General features: G+C 57.2%; 16 protein-coding genes and 1 pseudogene. 6 read left to right on the top strand and 11 right to left on the bottom strand.

Annotation, left to right across the window (positions count from 1 at the left end; translation table 11 throughout):
- Positions 1-13: 13 nt before the first annotated feature.
- The 7 genes from LOY31_RS03830 to LOY31_RS03800 form a co-directional block, all read right to left on the bottom strand.
- Positions 14-2,794 (bottom strand): DEAD/DEAH box helicase, encoded by a 2,781-nt coding sequence (locus tag LOY31_RS03830; RefSeq protein ID WP_258712877.1) that lies wholly within the window; start codon positions 2,792-2,794, stop codon positions 14-16.
- Positions 2,791-8,085: a DEAD/DEAH box helicase gene (locus tag LOY31_RS03825; protein WP_258712876.1), complete on the bottom strand. Its 5,295-nt coding sequence runs from the start codon at positions 8,083-8,085 to the stop codon at positions 2,791-2,793. Before LOY31_RS03825 ends, LOY31_RS03830 begins: the two co-directional genes overlap by 4 nt.
- Positions 8,078-8,323, bottom strand: a complete 246-nt coding sequence (locus LOY31_RS03820) for a hypothetical protein (protein ID WP_258712875.1) — start codon at positions 8,321-8,323, stop codon at positions 8,078-8,080. The genes LOY31_RS03825 and LOY31_RS03820 overlap by 8 nt, the downstream gene beginning before the upstream one ends.
- Positions 8,323-8,517 (bottom strand): helix-turn-helix domain-containing protein, encoded by a 195-nt coding sequence (locus LOY31_RS03815; protein ID WP_258712874.1) that lies wholly within the window; start codon positions 8,515-8,517, stop codon positions 8,323-8,325. The genes LOY31_RS03820 and LOY31_RS03815 overlap by 1 nt, the downstream gene beginning before the upstream one ends.
- Positions 8,518-9,071: 554 nt before the next feature.
- Positions 9,072-10,745 (bottom strand): DUF262 domain-containing protein, encoded by a 1,674-nt coding sequence (locus tag LOY31_RS03810; RefSeq protein WP_258712873.1) that lies wholly within the window; start codon positions 10,743-10,745, stop codon positions 9,072-9,074.
- Positions 10,746-11,022: 277 nt separating this feature from the next.
- Positions 11,023-13,698 carry an ATP-binding domain-containing protein gene (locus LOY31_RS03805; RefSeq protein WP_258712872.1) on the bottom strand — a complete coding sequence of 892 codons (2,676 nt, stop codon included), beginning with the start codon at positions 13,696-13,698 and terminating at the stop codon, positions 11,023-11,025.
- A gap of 613 nt (positions 13,699-14,311) precedes the next feature.
- Complete coding sequence (locus tag LOY31_RS03800) at positions 14,312-15,043, bottom strand: GGDEF domain-containing protein (protein WP_258712871.1); 732 nt, start codon at positions 15,041-15,043, stop codon at positions 14,312-14,314.
- Positions 15,044-15,273: 230 nt separating this feature from the next.
- Here LOY31_RS03800 and LOY31_RS03795 point away from each other — a divergent pair, with 230 nt between their 5' ends.
- The 3 genes from LOY31_RS03795 (at position 15,274) to LOY31_RS03785 (ending at position 17,948) form a co-directional block, all read left to right on the top strand.
- A complete protein-coding gene (locus LOY31_RS03795; RefSeq protein ID WP_258712870.1) occupies positions 15,274-15,642 on the top strand; it encodes a DUF6124 family protein in 369 nt (122 codons plus the stop codon).
- 216 nt (positions 15,643-15,858) lie between these two features.
- A complete protein-coding gene (gene rimJ / locus LOY31_RS03790) occupies positions 15,859-16,446 on the top strand; it encodes a ribosomal protein S5-alanine N-acetyltransferase (RefSeq protein ID WP_258712869.1) in 588 nt (195 codons plus the stop codon).
- A gap of 68 nt (positions 16,447-16,514) precedes the next feature.
- Positions 16,515-17,948: a glycosyltransferase family 39 protein gene (locus LOY31_RS03785; protein ID WP_258712868.1), complete on the top strand. Its 1,434-nt coding sequence runs from the start codon at positions 16,515-16,517 to the stop codon at positions 17,946-17,948.
- 64 nt (positions 17,949-18,012) lie between these two features.
- Here LOY31_RS03785 and LOY31_RS03780 read toward each other — a convergent pair whose 3' ends face one another.
- Together LOY31_RS03780 and LOY31_RS03775 are read right to left on the bottom strand one after the other, a co-directional pair.
- A complete protein-coding gene (locus LOY31_RS03780; RefSeq protein WP_221534443.1) occupies positions 18,013-18,834 on the bottom strand; it encodes a phosphatase PAP2 family protein in 822 nt (273 codons plus the stop codon).
- On the bottom strand, positions 18,831-19,502 hold the full coding sequence (locus tag LOY31_RS03775) for a histidine phosphatase family protein (RefSeq protein ID WP_258712867.1): 672 nt from the start codon (positions 19,500-19,502) through the stop codon (positions 18,831-18,833). The genes LOY31_RS03780 and LOY31_RS03775 overlap by 4 nt, the downstream gene beginning before the upstream one ends.
- 243 nt (positions 19,503-19,745) lie before the next feature.
- On the opposite strand from LOY31_RS03775, the pseudogene LOY31_RS29440 reads away from it, so the two are divergent.
- The 3 genes and pseudogenes from LOY31_RS29440 to LOY31_RS03765 all read left to right on the top strand — a co-directional run.
- Positions 19,746-20,759: pseudogene (locus tag LOY31_RS29440) on the top strand (methyl-accepting chemotaxis protein); the annotation flags it as partial.
- A 42-nt stretch (positions 20,760-20,801) separates the two neighbouring features.
- Positions 20,802-21,665: a methyl-accepting chemotaxis protein gene (locus LOY31_RS29435; protein ID WP_371321019.1), complete on the top strand. Its 864-nt coding sequence runs from the start codon at positions 20,802-20,804 to the stop codon at positions 21,663-21,665.
- 470 nt (positions 21,666-22,135) lie between these two features.
- A complete protein-coding gene (locus tag LOY31_RS03765) occupies positions 22,136-22,519 on the top strand; it encodes a DUF6124 family protein (RefSeq protein ID WP_007953801.1) in 384 nt (127 codons plus the stop codon).
- 109 nt (positions 22,520-22,628) lie between these two features.
- Here the strand turns inward: LOY31_RS03765 and LOY31_RS03760 are convergent, their stop codons facing one another.
- Together LOY31_RS03760 and LOY31_RS03755 are read right to left on the bottom strand one after the other, a co-directional pair.
- Positions 22,629-24,002, bottom strand: a complete 1,374-nt coding sequence (locus LOY31_RS03760) for a DUF1329 domain-containing protein (RefSeq protein ID WP_258712865.1) — start codon at positions 24,000-24,002, stop codon at positions 22,629-22,631.
- A gap of 161 nt (positions 24,003-24,163) precedes the next feature.
- The gene (locus tag LOY31_RS03755; RefSeq protein WP_258712864.1) at positions 24,164-26,122 is read right to left on the bottom strand and encodes a DUF1302 domain-containing protein; all 1,959 of its coding nucleotides are present in this window, start codon (positions 26,120-26,122) and stop codon (positions 24,164-24,166) included.
- Positions 26,123-26,155 lie beyond the last annotated feature (33 nt).

Raw genomic sequence — 26,155 nt, 5'->3', positions numbered from 1 at the left:
TCCTTAGGCCCGCTTACAGCGAATCCGGTAGCAGTACATACACACCAATCACATCCACCGGTAGACAGGGGCTAACACTGTACTGACCAACATCTCGAGCGGCTTCGCGCACGCGACGATGGTCGTCCAACAACGAGTTGGCGCGCTCAGTAGCCAACGTTTCTAGCCGCTGCTGGTTGCTGACAAGGAAATCAAGAGCGGTGCGGATTTCGCGCTGCATGGTCTCAGTGGGTAGGTTGCCACTAGGGGTACATTGCAGCAGTTTGCTGGCCGACTCATCACTCAACCACTGCGGATTACTGCGACCTTTGACGGCCAGCGCCACAGTTTCTTCGGCCATCATCTGAAAGGGTTCGCGGCGGCGTACATACCCGAGTTGGTGGCGCAGTCGCAGCAGGTAAATGGTGGTAACCACTTCCACCGCATCGGTGAGAGTGGCAGCGCTGCGGGCAGCGATGGCATGCTCACTGGAAAGGCTATCTTCGAGCAGATATTCAGCCAGCACGGTAACCAGTGGATGGCTGCGGTGCAGCTCGTTAAAATCAATCATCAGCGGTTTACCGATGCCTTCATCGGCTAGACGCATCCTCAAAGCCTCGGGCAAGTGCTGTGGCAGCAATCGCTGGTGATGCGGCTTATGCGTGGGCTCCAGCGGGGCATTCAATCGGGCGCAAGCACTTTGTACAAAGCGTTGAACGTCGGCCTGAGTACCGAGAGCCTGCTGCTGTTTTTGCCATTCGGGTAACACTTCATCAGGACGAATACGTCGCTGGGCGAACACCGTGCGGTTGGCCTTGGCTTTTTCCAATGCGTCCTGCCATTGGGCTTGCAGCGGCTGCAGTTCGACATTCGCGGCAGCAAACATATCTGGCGTATAGGGCGCGGTGATGCCGCCGCGCTTCATAAGCGCAGCTTTCACCAGCGCCTGGCTGATGCGCTGCTCGTCTTCGGGCATGGGCACTAATACGCCGAGTTCTTTCTGGATGGCCTCGCCCTTGCGCAGAATGACGTTAATCACAAAGCCATCAACTGGGTTGTCTTGTCCATAGAGCATCGTGCAGCGCACTTCCGCCGCTTGCTGACCAAAGCGGTCGACACGGCCTTCACGTTGCTCGTGACGGGTAGGGTTCCAAGCCAGGTCGTAGTGGACGACGGCGGTGAACAAGTGCTGCAGATTAATGCCTTCAGATAGGCAGTCTGTGGCGACCAGAATGCGTTGGTTGCACTCCTCCATCGCATCGACCCGTTCGCGACGTTCTTCTGGTGTGTATTCGCCGGTGACGGCTTCGATGGTGACCTTGGGGAAGGCTTTTTTCAGGTGCTCGGCCACATAGTGCGCGGTAGCGATATAGCGACAGAACACCACCGGCTGGTATCCGTCCTTAATCAGGGATTGCAGGTGCTGAATAAGGCTAGAGAGTTTAGGGTCGCCGGCTTTGCCAGAAAGGCGCTCAGCCTCTTTGATGAGTGCTTGCAGGTGACTGGCATCTTGGAGTTGAGCTGGTGGCTCCAAGTCGCTGCTTTCCAGATCGTCAGCCTCGCCGTCATGCAAACGTTCGTCGGTCAGCAGATCGTCGAATTCGAGAGCGCCCTCAATCCGGGTGGTCAAGGCTTTAACTGCCGCTGCTGGAGAGGAGGCAACGCAACGCAATAGGGCAAGGGTGGCGTACCAGATCAGACGCACGCTGCCGGACTTTGACTGCTCAATGTTTTCGGCCAGCTCACGGCAGTAGCTTTGTACTGCATCGAAAAAGCGGCCCCAGTCACCACTAAGCTGGTAGGTAACTTCGGTTTTCATGCGACGCGGAAAACCACGGCCATCGCCGGTTTCCGCTTGCCATTCGGCTATATCCTTGCGGCGACGCTGGACGAAATGGCGAGCGAGTTCCTGGCGCAACGGATCAGTGGTGGACATACGTCCTTGCAGAGCAACAAAGCGCGGGTCAAGCAAGGAAAGTAAGTTGTAGAACGCGACTTCGTCGCCAGAGTGCGGGGTGGCGGTGAGCAGCAGCAGGTGGCGACTTTCGTCTTTCACTAAGCGTTGCAACAGCTCAAAGCGCAGTTGCTTGCCAGCACCACTCCTAACGCAGGTATGTGCCTCATCGACGATTACACATTCCGGAGCAATGGAAAGGAAGTGTTCGCGGTGGCGTTCGCTTTTGATGTAGTCGAGGCTGACTACCACCACAGGGTAGTGGTCAAACAGGCTAACACCGTGTGGCAGGTCGCGCTCAATGCGGCTAGCGCTGCTAGAGGTAAGCGCCACGGCTTGCAGATTGAAGCGGGCTTCCAACTCACTTTGCCATTGTTCGACGAGGTGCGGCGGACAAAGTACGGCAAGACGGCTGATCTCACCACGATCCATCAGCTCACGGGCGATCAAGCCGGCTTCGATAGTTTTGCCGACACCTACGTCATCGGCAATCAGTAAACGTACAGTCGTCAAGCGCAGGGCCATCAACAACGGCACCAACTGGTAACCACGCGGCTCGACGGCGATATTGCCAAAGCAGCGGAACGGGCCACCACCGTTGCGAAGCTTTAAACGCAGAGCGTCGCGCAATAACAGAGCCGCCGCATGGTTGCCAGCCTGTTCGGGCTGTGGCCATGGGAAGGTAGCCGGCTCAACGGGCTCAAACTCAAGCTCAGGAATCAAGGCGATGATGTCGTCATCTGCGCCACCCAATGGGCGCAAACGCAGCCAGTCGCGTCGAGAGTCGCTTTGTACTACCCACTCGCGCCCACGGGCGCGAATCAAGTTTCCGGGCATGAAATCGTGTTCGAGCGTAGTCATTGTTGTTTCTCTGGCATGTCAAACACGTCAGCATGGCGGGCGAACTTGACTGACCATTGTGATGAGTCGGAAAAGTCAAGCACTTGCCAGCCTTTGTCGAATAGTAGGCTATGCAACTCATTGGATACCGCCTTAAGGAATACCAATGCGCGGACAGTTTTGTACTGTCCGGCTGCAGTAGCCATCCCATTAAGGACTGACACATTGATGGCATCGGGCTGGCGGTGCCCTGCCCGACTAAGGATTTGCAGCCATTGCTCCAGAAGGTCATCACCGCTGCTGGCTGAATTGAGTGCCGCCGCAACAACAGGCACCTGACTCGATTGTACTTGGGCGTTGGCCAGCGCCACCAGAAGCTTGAGTGCATCAGCATTGCGGCGATTGATGTGTTCGTGATCGGGCTGATTGAAGTAGGACAATAGGCATTGGTAGCAGCCGGCTTCGCAGATACGGCTGCCCAGTGCGTCGGTTTGTTCCAGCTCGGGTAGGTTGTCGAACTGCCACTCACCTTGCGGTACGTTGTAATGCATAAGACTCAGGGCGCTGCTAGCGACTTGCGCAAGGCTGGCAGGCTCGCTTGCTAGGCGGGTTAGCACTCCTGCACCGCCTTCGGCCGCCTCGTAAAACATCAACGCTCGGCGTTCATCGCCTTTGGGCAATGGCTCAGCGACCAGTTCGGATTCTTCGATCTGGAAGGTCATTTCAATACCGCGTTTGAGCGCCGCCTGCAAGGTAGCCATCGCCTCGGTGGACAGCGGGTGCAGCGGTGCCAAAATCAACAGATTTCGATGATCCTCGACAAAAGGAACGATGCGCTGGTTGGGTATCTTGTCGAGTAAGGCTTCATCATTGCCGCCGTCTTCGCTGCCACTAGGATCGTCCTGCTTGCTCCAGGTACCAGTGATGGGATTAATGTAGAAGCCAAGCTGTTCCTTGTTCTTACGCCGGCGCCAGCCTCGATTTATCCGCCACAAGCGGGCGGCGGGAGCATAGGTTAGCTCGGCCAGTACGTCTCCGCCTTGCTGGATTTCCGCCTTACGCTTCTGGATGACACCATCAGGCCCAGGCAGGAAACGGTAGGTAGTTTGTAAGTCGAAGCCTTGACGTTGTCGGTCTTCATCATTAATGGAGATGCGCTCGACAGCTGCGGTTTCGACAGTCTCGACGCGATAAAGCTCACGCACCCAATCATGCTCGGTTAGCAGTGCATCACAGTTTTCGCAGGTGTTAACGGCGAGCTGCCCGCCGCCGGGCTCGCCCACGTGACCATAGCCGCACTGGTTGCAGACCAATGAGGCAACAGTAGCCAATTGACTGTTGCCCGAAATGTGATCAGACGAGCCGACGTTAAGTTTGGCACGCACCACGCGATACATACGACCTTGGTGGTAGATAAGGCTGCGCGGGCCAAATTCGGAGAGCCCTAGAAAACGCGGACGGCTTACCATACTGCCTTCGTCGTCCTTGCCGGAATTAGAAATACCGCCACGGGCGGGAATCCAAGCCATAAGCGGCAAACGTGGGAAGTTGTAACCGGGCAGGAAGCCTTGGCTGGCCAAGTAGCGATAAGTATAGAAATCCGAGTTCTGCGTATTGCCACTCTTGAGCAGTATGGCGTATTGGCGAGCGGCATCCCCATAGCGACGCTGGGCGTTTTGTCTTTCGCTGTGGGAGGCTGTATGACTCTTTACAATTTGGTCGGCCATATTCATCTGTGCGCGGGTAGCATCGAACAAGACCCGCCAGCGTTCAAGTGCGTTGGAGAACTCTTGTGGCGCCTCTTTAATGACCTGCTGTACGTAGTCGGGTTTAAACCAGTCGCTGCCATTTAGTTCGTTTTGCAACTGAGCGATGACTCGAGAAGCGCTGATCTGTGCTCTTGCCTGAACCGCGGGGTCATTGAGGGCATCGTAATAATGCTGGATAAGTGGTTTTTCTGGCGGATCTAGATCGAGCATAAGTGCGATGCTGGAGTCTAGGGCTACTTGCGCGCAGGCCAGCCAGACGGCGTTCAGGTGACTTTGTACGAGATCACGGTTGGCCAAGTCGAGGGTGGGCGCCCGCACTACGCCGTACACCATCTCGTTGGCATGATGGAAAAACCATTGGTCGTGCGGGCTCTGAGAAGCACAGTAAGTGATAACCAACGCCTGCTGTCCGGAGCGCCCGGCCCGGCCACTACGCTGCGCATAGTTAGCAGGGGTCGGTGGCACGTTTCGTAAGTAAACGGTGTTGAGCGCAGAGATATCCACACCCAACTCCATGGTTGGTGAACAAAACATGACTGGTAAACGCTCAAGCGGCGCTTCATGTGCTGGGTTGCTCGCCCAATCCTTACGGTCTTTCTCGGTGTAGCGGAAGCGCTGCTCCAGCAATTGCCGCCTTCCTGCATCGACTTGGGCAGTGTGTTCATGGGCTTCAAAGTCGAATAGCGAATGGCCGCTCTGTCTCAGCACAGTGGCGACACTGAGATAAAGCGTACGGAAGAAAGCATTGGCTCGGCTATCGTCACCGTGCGTATCGTCAGTGATAAGGCACCAGTCCAGCGCGGCAGCATTCAGACGCCAACCCACCAGTCGCTGGTCAATCGGGTGCTTTTGCACATAGCCATAAAGGTTAGCGGCCTGCAGCAAGGCTTCCACTAAGTCGCGCCAGTCAACATCTTTCCAGCTCGCCACTTGGCCAGCTACTGAAGTTTGCTTCCAGAAAGGCGCTGTTTTTATGTCGCGCAGTAGGCGCGAACGTGGGCCACCTGGCATCAGATCGGTACGCGGTTTGCCCTTGTAGTCAGGACGCTTGTCCAGGATTAGGTACTTGGCGGTTTCCAACTGCTCGTCAGCGGCAAATGCCCAGCGATCATTAAGGTAGGAGAAAGCACTAGTACGGGCTTTATCCTGCTCCACAGCATCTAGGTACCGGCTCTCCAAACACAGACCGCGCCGCATGGCATCAAAAACTTGCTGGCAGAGGATTGCGCGATTGTGCGCATTCAGTTTGCTCAGTGTGGAGTTTTTGGCAAAGGAGGCGTCGTCTGCACAGAACTCATCCAAGCTGCGATACCGAATGGCAAGCAGACCCAACTGATCAAGGTTCGGATTGTTGAAGCGCCAGCCTCGGCGAAGGTCGCGCAGCAGGCGATATCCGATGATGAAACGCAGCGTGCGTTGCGCCTCCTGTCGTGCCAGTCCCATGAGCTTGGGAGTACGCAGGTATTCAACGAGAGTGGCGTCATTCAGTTGGTCAAAGCCGAGCGCCTTGAACACCGAGTCGGCCAACTGCTCTTCGGTAAGGAGCCCCTGGCTATTTTGCAACGCGCCGATCAAGCCGGAACGCAGTGTCAACAGAAAAACAAAATCGTTGAAATGCCCAGCCTGCAGGGCGGCATCCTGACGGTTGTCGGTAAAGCCCAGAAGTTTACGAGGATCGGCTTGCCCTGGACCCGGCTCTCCCTCAGCAAACAGTTGACGCAACGCACTCAAGGTAAGGATGGTCGTGGCAGATGAACGACCCTCTCCCGAAAGGCTAGCGAGGCGGTTTATGTCTTTGCCGTGGGCTTCATGCACTTGCGAGCATTTTAGGCAGAAACGGAATTTGCCGGGGATATACCAGAAAGGCTCGCCGGAACCCTCATCTCCTCTCACGCTCACTGATGCTTGGTGGGGCACTAATTTTTTGTAATTCTGCTTGAGCTTAGGTTCGTCTTTGCTCAAGTCCAGCCAAGTCTCGGGTAAATCCTCTAACAGCCCACCATACTGCTGGCCGGATTGCACCGGACAGAGAAAACCAAAGGCAACATCTTCGTTGTCATCGGAGGCTATATCATCGATTTCGCGCGGCTGGTAGCTGGTGGGCAGTTGCTTGGAAAGCCACACCGGGTGGTATTCCTGGCCGCAGTCGCGACAGAAATGTACTGGATACAGATGAACGCCTTCGTCCTGCCTTCCCGGCGCAAAGCGCTGTGCGTCGAGAGTCACATGGCGCGTACCCTGAGCCTCCAGAGTAGCCAGAACTTTGCCCGGACCACTGATGAACTGATGCAGCTTGAAGGCAAAGGGCGGGCGGCCTTGCGGGGTTCTGATTTCATGAGCTGCTACTAAAAAGCGTTGCAAACTAACGCGAGCCTCCTCCGGAGTGATTCCGGCCTCCTTTGCAAGTTTGGCGCTGGCATCATGCAAAGTCATGGGCTTAGCACGACGTGGAGGTTCGTTGTCCGGCAAATCGATCCCAAGATTTAGCTCTACCCATATTGCCATCGGGTCAGTGCGGAAAGACTCGAATCCATCCCAGGCAAACCCCTTGCGGCTCAATGCGATTTTCAGTTTCGGCAGAATGGCCGAGACATCCTTGAGCGGATCTGTTACCCGTTCCAGCGTTTCGCCAATGACGTCTTGCTCAGTAATGCAAGCTCCAAAAAGCTTGCTAGCTACCTCTGCCACCGTCTTGTTGCGGTCGGCTTGGCTTCCTGTGCTGGACATAGTCGCAGAGGTGCCAATGCAAACTAGCTCATCGGCTTGCAAACGCTCGCGCAACCGTCGCACCAGCAACGCAACATCAGCCCCCTGCCGCCCACGATAGGTATGCAGCTCGTCAAGAATCAAGAACTCCAGACCATGGCAATGCTCAACCACCCGCCGATCGTCCTCATCAAACCGAGTAAGAATAAGCTCCAACATCATGAAGTTAGTGAGGAGAATATCCGGAGGATTGTCAGCAATGGCCGCGCGTTCGATACGCGACTCCTGTCCGGTGTAACGAGCGACGGTGAATGGCTGTAACCCTTCTGGGTAACCATGCAAGAATTTGTCTAGCTCTTCCAACTGGCTGTTGGCTAAGGCGTTCATTGGATAGATCACGATGGCGCGGGTACGCGGACTTTGATCCTGATCCTTGGCTTTTAAGATCCGATCGATCACAGGAATAAAAAAGGACAAAGATTTACCGGATCCTGTGCCAGTTGTGACTACATAGCTCTGACGACCCTGACCTTTCGCCAGAGCTTGTAGCTGGTGGGCATAAAGGTGCAGCGGTTCTGGACGCCCCTCAGTTTTGCCTACCTGAAAAAGCTCGGCACAGGCTTTGTGCAATAGACCGTCCGCAGCAAGTTGCTGCACCGTCCCCTTACGTTGATAGTTTGGGTTGATCTGGATAAGAGGCTCAGGCCAATAACGACCACTGGCATACTGGCGCTCGACTTCCTCTCGGATGTCGGCAGCCTGAATCCGGGAGAAGCTGCGGGAAAAGCTGCTGTATTCATTTATCAATTGATCGCGGAAATTGAATACGTTATCCATGCGTTGTTTCTCCTTCCACTTCGATTTGATAACCAGCAGTCATGAATGCGTTGCTCTCGCCTTCGGGCGTCTGCGGACGCTTCAATAGAATGTGCGCAAGGAAGTTCACGTACCCGCAGACGGGTTTCCCCAGATCCCCAGCGTTGTGCAATGAAAAATTGCGACCGACAACCCGCTCATCCTGCCGAGCAAACAATACTCTCGCGGCATAAGACAAGCGATAGCGTTCAGACATCATCACGAGCCTCGTGCGCAGCTGTCACTAGCGCCACCGGCCTTAACCCAGGCATCCACCTCTGTTTTCTGGAACTTCCAAAGCCGGCCGACCTTGTGGGCCGGCATGTGGCGCTTCACAATCCAGGCGTACACAGTGTCCTTGCTGACGCCGAGGTGCTCAGTGATCTCTTCAACGCTAAACCAACGGTCTGTCATGACTAGATCCACGGAAAACAAGATCGCGGATCTTAGCGGATTTGGCCTGATTTAAAAGGATTAACCGGATCGGCAGCAGAAGCGCAAGAGGCTTAGCAGGTCAGCAATCCCAGGCCATTGCAGCCCAGGCAGCAATCACCGGCTGCAATGTCCGGTGCCGTACGCACAATCATCTACGACTATAAAAAAAGGAATGTGCAGCTAACTGTGCCAGCAGTCACTCTCGGCGGGTAGGTAAAACTATTCAGAGAAGAATGCCACCCGTGACAGCATTGCCTGATTCAGATGGCAGATAACAGCTTAGGAAAATCAGAGCCAGCACGATGGCGCTGACTTGTAGACTCTTCAGGCAGCCCCGCTTTACCGAGACGCGGCTCAAGAACCTATCAGCTTTCATTCCGTAAAACTGGAGCCTATTGACCAAGCGTGTGCTGAAATATCAATCAGAATCTGTAGGTCACGCAAGCAAGGACAGCTGAAAGCGCACTGCCCCACCAACGATCCCGAAAGTTGTGTCCTACTCCTTCATGGATTAATACCCATCGAATATCGACTCACGCCAGCCTCCAACTGCGCTGCAGTACATCCAGCAACGCGTCCTGCCGCGCAGCGACTACCGTCGGTGTCCAGCCATCCGTATGCAGCACCTGACTAGTTAGCGCATATGAGCAAACGCCACTGGTACCCACGAAATACGCCGACTTCTTCCTATCGAAGTCATAGTTCAGTGCCTTGGAATTACGTGCTCGGTTGAGCGGCACCAGGTTGGCCAAGCGATGTAGCCAGAGCGCGCGCTCGTCGACATCTGGCCAGTTTTGCGCCCACTCGCTGGCTGCGTCCACCGTCTGCGGCAGGACATGCTCTATAGTCAGCACATTGGGCATGTAGTTGGCCGCTTGATCGGAAACGTAGGAGTCCAGACGCAGAATCAGATAGTTACGCCGACGTGCGGTCATTTCATAGACGTTGCCGTTCAATGCCCTGAGCATCTCGTCGCATTCTGCCGGTGTCAGTTCGATACGGTCGACTAGAACACTATTTTGGAGATCCTCCAGGACGAGGGCATAGCGCTCAATCCGCTGGTTTACGTTCTTGGCGGTGACATGCAGATAGGCCGCCAAGCGCTCCAAGCGAGTGAGGAAGTCCAGCACTACCTGGGCAGCGCCACCATAACGGGCAAGAAACGCAATCGCGACCGGCAGCCAGTCAGAGTTGTCGATCCTATTTAGCCAAGTGAACAAATCGTTGATTTTCCCAGCATCTGTGGAAGACACGTATTGTGCATTCTTTGCCACCAAGTAAGCCTCGGCATATGGAGCAACCACCTGCTCAACCAGCGCCTCGGATGAGGTCACTTTGCTCAACACATGGTCACGGAACTCCTCCAGCAGCATCCGCCTCGCTTTGAAGCGGGCGTAGATCATGCGGATATGACTGAACAGCTCACTGAAGCCATCACGCCCAGTAGCAACCTCAAGATCCTCCCAGCGATCATTGAAAGCCTCGCGCTTGTCCTCAGGTAACTTGCCGATCACTTCCGCCTTGATGATGTCTGTGGGCAGAAGATCGAGACCGCGATTGTTCAACACGGAAAAAACCCGAAACGCCGACTGCTGGCTTGGCGTGGTCACCACAACTAAAAAACAACGCATTAGCAAGAAAGAACCGAAATCGACGATGCTCGTCTCGTCGCGGGCGAACTGCGCTGCGAGGCGCTCCAGCAGCAGCCGAGCATTACCATGGATATTCCGTTGCGACTCATTCTCCAGTTGCGCCGGATCAATCCGCGCAAGACTCTCAAACTTAAGCCCTTGCACAAATTGCGTAAAGAAGACCCGGTCCCGTTCACGCAGCGCCAGGCGCGGCTTGGAATTCAGCTTCAGAGCTACGTTTCCAGGCTCGCGGATGAAGCTATAGAAAGCCGAGTGATTTTCTCCGGTCAGCAACGATGTAATCGTTGCCAGCAGGATAGTCAAAGTGGTCAAACGCTGCTGGCCGTCGATCACCTCAGCCAGAGGCTTGCCCTCGTCCTTGATCAATACAATGGAACCCAGGAAATAACTGTCCTCCGCCTCCTTCTCGAAGAAGTCGTATAGATCGTCGAACAGTTCACCCGCCTGGTCTCGTGTCCAAGCATAAGGTCGCTGATACGGGGGAATCACATAGTCGAACTCGGAACTAAAGATCTTCGCAAGCTGGTACTCGGCGCCACTGATTTTCTTGCTCATCCTGAATAACTCACTCGTCACTTCCCGCAGCCTGCAGGAACCAGATTAAAAAATCGAAACCACGCACCAAATATTTCCAGCTTTATGCAGTTCTATTTCTGGATTGTTCCGTCGCTTACGCTTAGGGGCATCATGCCCTAGTGCGGCCGTAATCCGGCGGGGTAGGAATGGCAGTTATCCCAACGCCCGCTCAGCCCACTCCAACGAACTCTGGCCGCCAGAATGGGGTGGGTATTTACCCTATCGTTATTGCGGGATATCAGTAGTACCTTACAAATCAGGTCCAGGTTTGCGCGAAACGCTCGCGGAGACTTTCAAGGGGCGCGGGCAACTGCCCGCTGCAGGTCAGACCCAGATAAGTTGCCGCACGAGTGAAGCCGACATAAAGAAACCTCTCGAACAACTCCGGCATACGCTGCGCCAGAGTATCAACATCGACGAAGAACACGGCCTCAAACTCCAACCCCTTGATATGCTCAACAGCAAACACCCGCACATTGTTCTCCCCGCCCAAGGCCTGCCCACCCAAACAAGCATCGACCTTAATGCCATAATCCTCCAGATCCTGATTGAGCAACTTGGCCAGCACTGTCACCTGCTCATCGTCGTGTACCAGCACCGCGATTGTTGGCAATGTCTTGAGCTGCCGTTCGATTGCAACAACTGCGTCCGCCAACCAGGCACTTACAACCCCAAGATCACCGGCCTGCTCCAGTAGGATCGGCGCAACATCTTCGTGCGCCATGGCATTGGGCAGCTCAGCTGTGGCTTCCTGATCACTGCCGCTTAGATTCAACAACTCACTGGCCAGATCGTTGAGCAAACGACTTTGGCGATACACGGTGTTGATAGGCCGAATATCTAAACCGTTGGCTGCCCACTGCAACTGCTCTTTGTTACGAATACCGATGCCGGTGATGCGCTGATTGAAATCACCGCAGGCAAAGAAGGAATGAGTATTGAGCGAAGTTAGGCTGTACATGGCTGCCAGCTGCAAGGAGGAAAAATCGGTGGCCTCATCCACCAACACTTGATTGCAGAAGTTGGAAGCAATAGTGGCCAAATATTCCGGCAGATTACCCTGGCGACTGAGGGTGAGTGAGCGATTTCCCAGAAGCTCGCGGGCATTGCGCAGACCGAGCAGCACCAGCGCGTCCAGCTCGAAGCTCGATAGATGCCTTACATTGATACCGTCTATGCGGTACAACGTCTGGTCGGTCTGGTACAACTTGCGAAAGGCTTTGTAGCTTGCAGCTACATCCGTTACATAACGCCGATGGGCGTTCAGGAAGCGCCGCAAGGCATTTTGCAGAGCCGCACGCTGGCCTATATCCAGTAAGGTTTCCTCATCAGGCAAACGCTCCCCCAGCCAAGCGACAATGGTGTGCGCTCGCCCGGTAGCGGATAGGCGCTTCTTCTGAAAGCGTGAACGCGCCAAGGCCACAATTGCTTTCTGATACTCCTTGAGCGCCTCCGGATTGGAGACTTTACCCGCGGAAGGAGGGGACGGCTGCGGATCCTCCTCTTCAGCATCAAAGACTTCGTCCTCATCCTGCTCATCGACAGCGCCAAGCCCCGTCAAAAAATCGACCAACAGGATGAAAAACGTCTTGTCCTTATCGTACTCAGCTTTAATCAACGCCTTTGCACTGCGATCGATCTGCTGCTTTAAACCATCAAGGGTGTTTTTGATGGCGAGTTCTATGGGTGCCAGCTCGGTATAGAGCGGTACCAGCGCCTCAGGCCTGGCTTGCGCCATGATTGAAACAAGTTTCTGTATCACCGCACCGTCAGTAGTATCGCCCAGCTTGCTCAATTGCTCGGCACCGGCCTGTAGTTGGCTGAACAGTCGCTGACGATGGAAAGCTGACACCTGCTCGTACCAGATCTGGGGTGAGATCAGCACACCATCGCTGAGCACCTCAAGATCTTGCTTGAGCACAAAAGCACCACGCCCATCCCCGGTTTGCAGCAGATTCAGCACATTACGCGCCAGCGCGCGACGACGGTTTTCCCAGGTCAGAATTCGCTCATCCGATGCAGGTACATCCTCTCGACTGAATGCTTCCTTGAGGTAGTGTTTCAGCAGTTCTGTAGGAGTGAACATCACCCAGCTATGGACGTGTGTCTTGCCGGCAGCATCATCCACTGCCAGACGTTTCTCTCGCTCGTCCAGAAACTCAATTTCGAGCTTTTGGCTCAGCCGCTTGATCAGGGTAGTGGTTTTACCAGTGCCCGGCGGTCCCATGATCATCAATTGGCTGTCGAGAGGTAGTCGGAAAATCTCGTCTTGAAACTTGTCGAGGATCGGCTGATCGCGCAGCGCCATGGATTGACGGATACGATGCATCAGCCCTTGATGGATATGCTGCTCTGTAGCTCCAGCCTCCAGCATTGCATCAAAGTCATCCGCCGCCTCCGCGTCCAATGCACGCAACAAGGCCCGAAGCGAATCGATGGTGCAGGCATTCAATTCCTCATGATCGAAGCGAGTATCCAGCGCATCCCAACCCAACTCATCCAGCTTAGGCTTGAAAAACGCGGACTCAATTACTGTGTACTCATGGCCGTTGACCTCCAGCGCATCGCCCACCGGCAAAGATGCCAGCCGGCCCTTAGCGGAGTGGTAACTGGCTAGCTGCGCATCGTTTTGAAGAGATACCTGGAACTTACGCGTCACGTAAAGCAGCTGTTGATCGCCCTGCTCATCTTCCAGTAGCAATCTGGCGATAGCCGGCTCCCTGATCAACGAGGCATAACCGTCCTGGTTCTCGCGGTTGATAGTCGCAAGGGTTCGTGACGCACCTGTATCAGTGAATGTGTTGGCGTTGGCAAAGGCGCCAGCATCGATACCATGCACCGCTCTCTGTTTTTGCTGAGCCAGTTCGACAATATGTGTGAAGGTGTCCAACGTTTCTTGGGCCAGCTCTACCAGATGTTGATCCCGTTTCATTAGTGCAGCACTCCCTGTTCTGTTTGTCCAAAGCTTCCAACACTACATTCTGGGTAGGGTAAATAACTGGTTTGTGTTGGCCATAACTCTGAAAATAACTATCCAGCCCCTCCAGCTGTGAACTCACCAAGGAAGTAATCGGAAAGCTTCTCCGCCACCTTCGCGATGTTTATCGCCTCGGCCGTAATTCCCTAGACTCTTTATATTGAACAAATCGGCGCTAGCGCCATGATGGCACAACCAGTGGCACCAGTAGACACGATGGTTGAACTGGCTACAAGGTGATGACTCCGCCGATATTGCTGGCTATCGCAAACAGGCACAAATGTGTAGCTACCTCGTGCGCGAGACGAGTCCGTGGGCTATTTGTGCATAGCCCGACGCTGAGTCGGACCGGCGATCCTCTCGTCCTGTTCTGTAGCCTCAAACGAAAAAAGGCACTTAGCGAATAATCGCAAGCGCCTTTTTTTGGCCAATTTCAGAAAGTATTGACACCAGATCTATGGTGGCAGGACCGCAGGTTTGAATGCCACAGTGCCTACACAGCTATCGCCTCAACCTGAGCAAGAACACGGCTTGCTGAGCCAACGTGCACCGCCCGCACCAGGAATTACTAGTCGTATCTGACCACGCAGTTTCGCCCCTGCTTTTTGGCTGAGTTTTCCGCTTCGTTGGCTTTCCTCCGAACTTCATCGGCAGAGAAGTTGCCCGGATGGGTGCTACATGTACCAACAGAGAGCGTGATGTTTACTTGAGTACCATCGACGTCAAATCGGTATGCTGCCGCTTCCTCAAGCAACCTTCGAGCAAAGGCTTCGGTCTCCAACGCTCCGGTGTTGCCAAGCACTATCATGAACTCGTCCCCACCCACGCTGTAGGCATACCCTCGCGTTTGGACCAGATCCTTGATGAAAATCATGAAAGGCTTGAGCACATGGAGATCCACCATCGTTTCTGTGTGCTTGGTATTCAGGTCTTTGAAATGATCGATGTCGAAGAACACTAGTCCTACCGGCCTGCCAGACCTTGCCAATTCTTGGAAATCCTGAGGAAGTTGTGCTTCAGCCCTTAGAATTCCGAATTTTCCGTAAATTACCGTCCCTTGAGCGAGAAACTTTGTGGCATCCAGCAAGTGATTGATGGATCTCACCAACGCTTTGTGCTCACTATATTCCCGCACCTCGGGCAAAGCTTCGAGATCCAAGCGCTCAGGGAACTTCAGTTTCGCTGCATTCAATAGTTTATTGAACTGCGCCAAGAGAGCGTTCTCGGCAAAGTAGCTATCGTGCCCTTTTGCTCGCTCGGCGAGGTTTTCTATACTCTCTCTCAGATTGAAATTACTCACGTATACCCCTGAACATCTGCGAATAGCACGGCCAAATCGGCGACGCCACTATCTTGCCATCACCCTGTCCAACGCACGACTAGGCATCCTAGGAAATTTCCCGCAACCCGCGTCGACTTCCATGAACTGGTTCAAGATGCTTCCAAACGCTAGTCTTCGCGCTCCGCTGCAACCCGGCAGATGGTTTACCAAAGGAATTCGCCGGGAGCCTGAAACCATGGAGCCTCGTCATGAAAAAAGACACCCGAAGCCTGCCTGATCGAACACCGTCTCACGAAACCGAATCGAAAGAGCCGGCTGTGCTTGCCCAGCCTCAGGAGTACGTGAGAAAGCCGCGTCGCACCCTGCCGTTCAACGAGATTTTCTCCGTGCGCACTGACGTGGACACGGCCACTCTGCTGACCCATGCCTGCGAAACCCTGGCGGCGCTCAACATGGTGACAGCCAACATTGCCGATGATTTCACGGGTTCTCAACGCAGCCGGTTGCTGGCGATCCGGCAGCTGTCGATCATGACCGAAATGCTGGTCAATCGTGCCGTGGAGAACCTTGATCCGGTGAATCTGGTGCCCCGTACGGCGGCGCCTGTCGTGCACTGAAAACGACCGTTCGTCGATGACGCAAGTCGTTCATCGACATGAACTTTTCTTCACCCCGGCGGCGGTGTTGGCCGTGTACATTGGCCTCGCTCATTCAAGAAACTACGGTTCGCCCGCGCTCCTGCGGGCTTTTTTTCGCCCGCAATTTGGCGGCGATTTGTATTTTCCCGCCCACCGGGCAATTCTGGTGATCAATCCCGAGACCCGGAGCACCCGATGCCGCTGCTGACCCTCCCCTGTCAACGCCTGACGCTCGCGGTACTCGACCCGGATCAAGCGCCTCTGGAAAGCGATTTCTATCAACGCAACCTGCGCCATCTCGCACCGTGGTCACCGATTCGCACCACCGACTATTTCTCCACCGAACAGATCCGCCGACGCCTGGAGATACAAGCCAGCGCCTTCGAGGCCGGACTGGCGGTGCATATGGCGCTGCTGACTCCGGGCGGCGAGCAGATGATCGGAGCCTGCAATTTCAGCGGGATCATCCGCGGTGCGTTTCAGGCGTGTTATCTGGGTTATCACATCGACGAGGCGCATCAGGGCAAGGGCTTGATGCAGGAAGCGCTGGAGGCGGCCATCGCCTACATGTTCGACACCCAGAATCTGCACCGGATCATGGCCAACTACATTCCCGGCAATGAACGCAGCGCACGGTTGTTGGAGCGCCTCGGGTTCGAGCGTGAAGGCTATGCGAAGGCGTACCTGAACATTGCCGGGCGCTGGCAGGATCATGTGCTGACGGCGCGGGTCAATCCGCGTTTTGAAACGCCGGAGCAACGCTGGTCACGACCGCTGTCCTGACGTTCACAAATTATTAAGGATTGGCCGCGTAAGCTCGGGTTTCCGCTCACTTCCGGTTGCCTGAACCCATGTCGCGTGCCGCCTCTTCCCTGCTTCTGCTTGCCGCCCTGCTGTTCTTTTTCGCCCTCGGCAACCATCAACTGCAAGGCTCCACCGAGGCCCGGGTTGCGGGCATTGCGATGGAAATGCACTTGGACAACGACTGGGTAACACCGCGTCTGTTTGGCGAGCCCTTTCTGGAAAAACCGCCCCTGAGCCTGTGGCTGGACGCCGGCGCCATGCGCGTTTTTGGCGTCTCACCCTGGGCGGTGCGACTGGCGTCAGCAGTGGCCGGATTGCTCAGCGTGATGCTGCTGTACGCCATGTTGCGCCGCTTCGAACGCCCGGAGGCCATCGCCTGGACGGCGGGGATTCTGCTGGCGACCATGGCCAGTTACTGGAGCAACGTGCGTGGCGTCGGCGAGGATGCGTTGCTCGCCCTCGGCGTGACCACGGCGCTGTTGGCGTTCTTTCAGGCGCAGCGAGCACCGACTCCAGGCAATTCGTTGCTGTTTGTAGCCGGGATCACCATCGCCACGCTGAGCAAAGGCGTGCTCGGTCTGGCGATGCCGGGGGTGGTGATTTTCGCTTATCTGCTGGCTGACAATCTTATGGACAAGCGCTTCAAACTGACCGAGTGGTTGCGGCCCGGTTTGTTGACAGCGCTCGGCCTGATCCCGCTGATGATCTGGCTCGCGGTGCTTTATCAGCACGGCGGCGCCCAAGCAGTCAGAGAAGTCTTGCTGACCAACAGCGTAGGACGTTTCAGCGGATCGTTCGTCGAAGCCGGCCACTACGAGCCGTTCTACTACTACCTCGCCAAGCTGCCGCAGGCGTTCTTGCCTTGGAACATTCTGGTCTATCTGGGCCTGTGGCATTTTCGCAAGGAGCTGAAAGCCAACCGTTATCTGCTGTTTTTCAGCCTGTGGATCATCGCGCAGTTCATCCTACTCACCCTGGCCTCAAGCAAACGCACGGTGTACCTGATGTCGATGACACCCGCAGCGGCAGCGATCGCGGCGGAATACGCAAACGTGCTGTTCGACAAGCTGAAGGATCACAAGAACGGTTTTGTCGGACGAATCGCCCGTCATCGTCAGACAGTGGCGGCGGGGATACTGACGGTGGTCATCGCCAGCTACCTTGGCGCCGCACAATGGGCACTGCCCAACGCCGATAAACACCTGTCGTTCCTGCCGCTGACCGAACACATTCAGGCCCTGCAGGCGAGCGGCAGTCAGGTCGCGTTGTTTCAAGCCAACGAACGGGTCGGCGGCGCCAGCGTGTTCTATACCCAGAGTGTCCTCAAAGGCCTGGACACCGATGCACAGCTTCAGGATTTCCTCAGCGCCTCACCATCGAACATCGCCGTGATCTCGGGAGACAGCGAACCCGCCGCCCCGCTGAAAGTCCACAAGACCATGATGGTCGGGCGCCAGGCGTATTACTTCGTGGGCTATTGAGCCACGACAGCACAAACGAAAAACCCGCCGGCGATGGCGGGTTTCTCATTTCAACGGCGACGCGTCAGAGAGAAACCTCAGGCTGTGCGCCGAACACCTTCCGCTCACGCTTGCTCAACACCGGCAATTCCAGGCGAGCCCGCCCGTAGAACGCCAGCGCCGTCAGCAAACACGCCAGCCACACGAAGATGCCGGCCCAGAACGTGTGAGACATGTAGTGCCAGCCCTGTAGGACTCGCGTGGTGCCGTAGACAAAACCGAGCAGCAGCGAGCCCCACAGCAACGCGCTGGAGAAGCGCCATTGATAACGACGCGCCACGAAATACAGCGCCAGCATGGTGAAGCCACCGGAAGCATGGCCACCCGGCCAGCAACGCCCTTCACCCGCTTCGTGGAACAGCTGGAAATTGTTGTACCACTCGATGTGCGGCATCTTTCCGCCGTACAGCGTGGTCTCGATCGGGCAGTAAACGCTGGTGTGCGCCTTGAGGAAATGGATCACCCCGGTGCAGACCGCAAAAGCCACCACCACAAACAGAAAGTCCCTACGGTGATCGGCGGCAAAACGCAGCACCGGCGCGACTTTGCAGCGCTCGAGAAAACCGCCCAGACGCGGATGTTTTTGCGGTTTCACCAGCGGCCAGACCAACGACAGCATGGCGCCGATCAAGGCAATTTCCGCCGTCCAGTTCGGAATGATCCGCGCCCACTTGTGGGTCAGTTTTTCGAAGAAGTGGATCTTGTCGAGCGGGAACGTCTGGCTTAGTGGATCGAACAGCAGATTGCTAAAGGCGATGTCGATACGGGTCATGTCGAACATCAGGAACACCAGCGCGGCACACAGCAGCGGGATGCCGAAGTTGTAAGCATAAAAGCGGGATTTCATTGGGTGGTCACCGTGCGCCAGTCGGAGGCTTCAATGAAGCCGAGCATCTGTGGGGCCGCCGGGCTGGCGGCGGAAACAAACAGCGATGCGCCGTACCCGAGGGTCGAGGCCGGCACCTTGAGGTCTTTTTCCAGCTGCGCCATGCATTCGCTGTGGGTCACCAGAATCAGGTTGCGCCCCGGGACTTTGTGCGCGAGCGCGTCCTGCAGCATCCGGCCCTTGCAACTGATCAGCCAGTCTTCGCCGGTCGCGGCCTTGTTGAACATGTAGCCGGCGGTCTGCACGGTGCGCATCATCGGGCTGTTGTAGACGTCGGCCTTGTCCAGACCCAACTGCTCGAACTGCGCGCCGACGCTCACCGCGACACTGCGCGAGCGATCGGTGATGCCATCGTGACCGCTCAGGCACGCCGCTTTCGAGTGGTCGCAGCGCTCGACGTGGCGCACCAGCACGATGATTTCGCCTTTGTTCCAGCCCTCCTTCAGCGCCTGCGCTCCGGCCACATTGCCGTGGGCAAGGTCCGGCACCGCCGCCGGGGCCAGCAGCCAGAGGGTCAGCGGAATCACCAGCGCCGACGCCGCCAATACCACCCAGGTGTTTCGAAAACGGGCCAGACCGCTCAGATCAATCGAGCGCTTGACGCCGAACAGACTCAGTCGCAATTCCACAAAAAGCCGCCATCACTTGTCATTCGATGCGGCGAGGGTAGAGAGGACGCTGTGGGCAGGCAGTGAAACCTATGTGAAAAAAATCTTCGGATCCATTGTTACAAATTCCGTAGGACAAAATCCTTTCAGCTCTCGGATTTGCGGCCGATACAGTCCTGCTAACACCCTTGCTGGCTCAAAAAAACAACAATCTTCCAGCCTGACCGACGATCAAGACGCACAACGTTTTCTGGAGGATTTGTGATGAATAGCTGGTTCGGCAACATCAGCGTTAACCTGAAACTGGGGCTCGGATTCGGCCTCGTCCTGGCCCTGACCTGCATCCTGGCACTCACCGGCTGGACCAGCCTGGGCGGCCTGATTGACCGCAGCAACTGGATGAGCGATATCACCCAGCTCAACGCTGGCCTGACCAAACTGCGCGTGGTGCGCCTGCAATACATGCTGACGAATGGCGATGAAACCGCCGCGCAGAACGTGCAGACCACCCTCGACGGTTTCGCCGCACAACAGCAGAAATTGATCAGCAGCTTCAAGAGTCCGGAAAACGTCAAGCTGCTCAAGGAGCAGGCGGCGACCATCGCCGAATACCAGACGTCCCTGAACAAAATGCGTAACGCCTACCGCACCGGCAACACGGCGCGCGACTCGATGGCCTCCAGTGCCGCGACGGCTTACGGCCTGATCGAAGCGCTGAGCAACCGCGTCCAGCAAATGCCGCTGAGCGATGAGCGTTTCGAGCAGTTCCAGGCTGTCACCGCCGCCAAGGAAGCGTTCATCCTGGCGCGCTACGAAGTGCGCGGCTACACCGCCACCGCCAACGCCGAGACCGAGCAGAAAGCCGTCGGCCAACTGGACGTGGCCATTGCCAGCCTCAAGCCACTGAACGTGCATTTCGCCAGTTCGCAGCAGGACGCCCTGCGTCAGCTGGAAACCGCACTGACCAACTACCGCAGCGCGTTGCAGGCCTTCAAGAACGCCAACACCGATGCGGTGCAGGCGCGCAAGGAAATGACCGATCAGGGCGCGACCATCGTGACCCTGAGCGAGCAGCTGTATCAGATCCAGCTTGACCGTCGTGACGTGGAAAGCACCCAGGCCCGCACCCTGCAACTGATCAGCACCCTGCTGGCCTTGCTGGTCGGTATCATCGCCGCGTTCATCATCACCCGTCAGATCACCCGTCCGCTGCAGGAAACCATGGCCGTGGTCGACCGCATCGCCAGCGGCGACCTGAGCCACAACGTGATCGTCACCCGCCGCGACGAACTCGGCGTGCTGCAACAAGGCATCGCGCGCATGGGCGTGACCCTGCGCGACCTGATCAGCGGCATCCGCGACGGCGTCACCCAGATCGCCAGCGCCGCCGAAGAACTGTCGGCCGTCACCGAACAGACCAGCGCCGGCGTGAACAGCCAGAAGGTCGAGACCGATCAGGTCGCCACCGCGATGCACGAGATGACCGCCACCGTGCAGGAAGTCGCGCGCAACGCCGAAGAAGCCTCGCAAGCCGCAGCCGCCGCTGACGGCGAAGCCCGCGAAGGCGACAAGGTCGTGAACGAAGCCATCGCCCAGATCGAGCGTCTGGCCAGCGAAGTGGTGCGTTCCACCGAAGCCATGAGCGTGCTGCAACAGGAAAGCGACAAGATCGGCAGCGTCATGGACGTGATCAAGGCCGTCGCCGAACAGACCAACCTGCTGGCCCTCAACGCCGCCATCGAAGCCGCCCGTGCCGGTGAGGCCGGTCGTGGTTTTGCCGTGGTCGCCGACGAAGTCCGTGGTCTGGCCCAGCGCACGCAGAAATCCACCGAGGAAATCGAAGGTCTGGTGGCCGGTCTGCAGAACGGCACTCAGCAAGTCTCGGCCGTGATGAACAACAGCCGCGCCCTGACCGACAGCAGCGTCGCCCTGACCCGCAAGGCCGGCGACTCCCTGGAAAACATCACCCGCACGGTGTCGAACATCCAGTCGATGAACCAGCAGATCGCCGCAGCCGCCGAACAGCAAAGCGCCGTGGCCGAAGAAATCAGCCGCAGCATCATCAACGTCCGCGACGTGTCGGAACAGACCGCTGCGGCGAGTGATGAGACGGCCAAGTCCAGCGTTGAACTGGCGCGATTGGGTGGGCAGTTGCAGCAGATGGTGAGTCATTTCCGCGTGTAAACCCTGCACACGAAAGCCGATGTACAAAGAAGGGCAGCTGAAAAGCTGCCCTTCTTTTTTGTCCTTAAATTGCCAACTTCAGGAAGTAGATGACGCGTTCTGAAACGTAATTACACACGGTTGGCGATGGGTGTTTAAGGACACTCGGTGATACGTCCCGAAGCCCACAAAACCTTGCGCCGTTGCCTACGGCTACGCCAGAATCCGCCGGCTTGTGCGCCTTGGGCTGGCTGCGTAATTTGATTGCGTCACTGATTTCCAGTGATCGAGCTTAGCGGCTCGGGTAGTCGCTTTACGGTTGCACATGTCGAATCCAGTCAGGCACTCGCCTGCACTTGATGGTGGCTGTGCGCATGGCACCTTCGGGTGCGCCGGGTTTAAGGTGACTACCGGTCCGCTAACTTGCGCACAGCTGCCACCCTTTTGCTTAGCGGCGAAAAGGTGCGGCCTCAACCAAGAGGTTAGTCACCATGTTCAAGGTAACGCCAAACCCACCGCTCACCGACCCCACAATCATCCCGGATCCGGCATCCCCGTACGAATGCCCCGGCTCGAAACGCTTCAACGAAGCCGCCGAACGCGCCCTCGATTATCACCTGGGCCCACTCAGCGCCCACATCATGGCCGCGCCCTACAAACCCAACACCCTCTATCAGGCTCACCCCGAAGCCGACACCGAATCCCTGCTGGTAGACGCCAGCGAATCCCTCGGCTCCGCCACCGTCATGCTCAACAATCATGTTGCGCTGGTCGAGGGCAGCCACCGCAAGACCCTGCAAGGCATCGCCCAGATCGTGATGATCGCCGAAATGGCCGTTAACCGTGCGCTGGACAAGGTCGTGCCGACTGATTGATGCGGGAGGTGGCGAGTGCGGTGTGCTCGCCATTTTTTTGCTAAACCGAAAACCATCCCTCCCTCTCCACAGCGTGGTGAGGGAAGGAAATGCAGCTAAGTCAAATCACTCACCGCGTCCCCCGCTGCCGCAACGCCGAAGGCATGAAATACGAATCCTCCGGCACCGGTTGCGAGAAGTCGACGGTGGACGCCTCTTCGTTATCCAGGTTCTGCACGTAGTAACGCCGCGCCTGCAAGTCGTGGAATACGTCCAGTGCGCTCCAGGTGGTGGGCAGGTCGTAGAAGTTTTTCAGGTAGGCCATCGACACGCGCCACAGCTCCCCTCGCCCGTCGTATTGGTCCACAAGTGCGGCGCCCCAGCTGTCTTCGTCGAGGAACAGCACGCGTTTGGAATAGATATGCCGTGAGCCTGGCTTGAGTGTGCCTTCGACCACCCAGACCCGGTGCAACTCGTAGCGGGTGTATTGCGGGTTGAGGTGGCCGGGGGTGAGCAGTTGGGCGTATTTCACGTCGGGGCTGCCGACTTTGTAGTTGTTGTAGGGGATGTAGATTTCCTGCTTGCCCTTGAGCTTCCAGTCGAAGCGGTCCGGCGAGCCGTTGAACAGGTCGGTGTCGTCTGCGGTGCGCAGGCCATCGGAGGAGGCGATCGGCGTGTCGTATGCGAGGTTCGGCGCACGGCGCACGCGGCGTTGGCCGGCGTCGTAGATCCAAGCCTGGCGGGCGTCCTTGAGCTGGTCCAGTGTCTCGTGCACCAACGCTGCACCACCGGCGAGGCGGGCCGGGCTTTTCACGAAGGCGAGGTAGTAGAACAGGATGTTTTTCAGGTCGACGAACTGACCGCCCGGGCGGTAGTAGTTGAAGAAGCCTTCCTGCTGCGAGGTCACCAGCGCGAAGCTGCCGTTGCGCTGCACGGGTGCTTCGGAGGCGCGACGGACCACGTAGATGCCGCGATAGCGGGTGATGTGATTCCACAGCACTTCGACGCCATCCTTGGGCACCGGGAACGGCACGCCGCCATAGGCATCGGCGAACCCGCTGCCACCCTCCAGCAGTTTGGCCGAGGTCGCATTTTTCAGGGTGTTGTCATACAGCCACTGCGGCGCCGAGCCGGATCGGCGCGAGGGATAGACCGGCATCTGGAAGGTGTCGGGGTAGCTGGTGAACAGGGCGATCTGGCCGGGGCTGAGATGCGCTTTGTACTGGTCGAGATTGGCCTTGGTGATGGTGAACAGCGGTTTGTCCGCCGCGTACGGATCCGGGTGATGCTGGCCGGGTTTGTAGCCGGCCGGTGCCTGGGTGATGCCGCCGGTCCAGGCCGGAATGGTGCCGGCCGCATTGCCGGCGCGCTCGGCGCCCATGGGGGTGAGCGAGGTTTTCAGTTGTTCGGCTTGCTGGGGCGAGATGGCGGCCAGTGTACTGCCGGCGGTGAGGCTCAAGAGCAACGCCAGTGTGGTCTTGGTCAGTCGTGATGCAGGAAACATGTTCGTTCTCCGAAAATAAAACCAGGTCTGCATAGCCAGCAAATCCCCTGTGGGAGCCAGCCTGCTGGCGATGGCGGTGAGTCAGGCAACACAACGTCTGGATGTGCCGTCCTCATCGCGAGCAGGCTCGCTCCCACAGGGGGGCACCGGTGTTCTGGATATCAAAGGAAATACTTGAGGTTGAAACCGACGTTGTCGCGGTCGCGAATGCCGTTGTTCTGCCCACCGCCGTAGAACTCGGTGTACTGCAACTCGGCTTCGAGCCTGTTCTGGTAGTTGGCCTTGATCCCCAGCGTGTAGGCCTTGCGGCCCTCGATGGTGTTGCCGGCCTGGTAGCTGTTGCCCTTGAAGTCGTCCTTGTAGACGACGTAAGGCGAGACGTTGACCCCGGCGTACACGTCGTTCCAGGTGCCGTTGAACATCACCGTGTAGCTGTAGGAATCGCGATTGACCTGATCGTCGCGATCGCCACCGGACACATACGAAGTGTTGCCGGTACCGGCGTAGTAGCGGTTGCTGCCGTCGTAAGCGGTGTATTGCAGGCTGCTGCCGCGCAGGTGCTCGGAGGCCAGTTCGAAGATGCCGAACATCGAGTCGAACGACAGCGTCGGGCCGAAGTTGTAGATGCTGCCCAGCGAAGTGTTGAACGCTTCCACCCGCTCGGCGTTGTTGATCTGGCTGTCGAGGGTGACCATTTGCCCGCCGACGTTGATGGTCTTGCCGGACACCGCTGCGGCAGCGCCGTTGGCCAGATCGCCGATCAAATCGTTGGTGGCCGCGACGCCGATGGGCAGGTTCGGTCGGTAGGCCACTTCACCGAACACCGAAGCCTCGCCCAGCGTGGTGTTGAAGCTGAAACCGTACATGCGGATGTCTTCGGCATAACGCCGATGGGCCTGGATGTTGCCCATCACATCGGCAGTCGCCAGCCCGTTGGCGAGGGCCCCGGCCTGACTGCCGGCAACGCTGGAGAGCATGTTGGTCAGGGCATTCATGTCGATGCCGTTGTAACCGCCCAGGTCGGCAGCGATGGTCGGCTCCTTGGCGTGGTAATTGACCATGTACAGGCCGAACTCGGTGCTGTTGAGTTCTTCGGCGATGTAGCGGAAGGCGAAGCCGAACTGGCCGTCATTGCGCGCGTTGTAGTCCTTGCCGATCGACGCCACTTTCAGTGTGTTGCCATAGGCCGGAGTCACGCCGTTGGCGTACAGGCCGGTGGACTTCAGCGCCGGGCCGAGCAACGGATTGTTGCCCAGCGCGCTGTACAGACCGATGACATTGCCGAACCCCGGCACCGGCGTATCAAGCGCGGTGCCGCTGAAGTTGTTGTAGGCGGTGTTGCCGCCGTCGGCAAACAGGTCGGTCTGCGAGTAGAACGTGCCGACCGGATCGATGCGGGTTTCTTTCCAGTTGGTCTGGTAGAAACTCTCCATCGTCAGGCTGTCGGTCAGGCCGATGTTGAAGCTGACCGCCTCCACTGGCATCAGCACTTCCTTGACCTCGGCGCCGGGCAAGCGATATTTCGCGGCGTCCACCGGGTTGGTGGTGTTGACCCCGCCGCGATAGAAAATCCCCTCGCCCCAGTTGAACACCTGCCGCCCCACTCGCGCGGTGACCGGCATTGATGCGACGTCCCAGGTGCCATGAACGTAGGCGTCGAGCATCTCGATCCGGCTGCCGGCGATGTCGCGGGTCTGGCCGGTGAAACGGTCCTCCTGGGGATAACTCTGGCTCGGCTGCGACGGGCTGTTGTTGTGGTAGTAGTCGTTGCGCTTGTCCATCAACTGGGTGTCGTAGAACGCGGTGCCGCGCAGGAACATCCCGTAGTTCTGGTAGTTGGCTTCCAGCTCCGAAGTGATCTTGTACACCTCGGAAACCAGCCCGGTGTCGAAGTTGCGATTGCCGTCGTTGGTGTTGACGTCATCGTTGGTCTTGTCCCGGCCCTGGACCCGCCACAAGCGGCCATAGGACAAGGTCGTGTCGAGCGAGCCGGTGACCTGATTGTCCAGCACGCTGAACTCGGCGGCCTGCACCGCATCAACTGCGCAGAGTTGCAGCAGCCCTGCCAAACCGACACCGGGGAGCGCTACGCCAGACAGGCGCAATCGAGTGTTGATCATCTGTTCCTCCTTCCCTGTTCTTATTGTTGTGTG

Origin of the sequence: Pseudomonas sp. B21-021 (assembly GCF_024749205.1) — a bacterium.
Lineage (GTDB): Bacteria > Pseudomonadota > Gammaproteobacteria > Pseudomonadales > Pseudomonadaceae > Aquipseudomonas > Aquipseudomonas paraglycinae.
The sequence above is the reverse complement of the archived record's forward strand: the minus strand, read 5'-3'. Positions and strand labels throughout refer to the sequence as shown.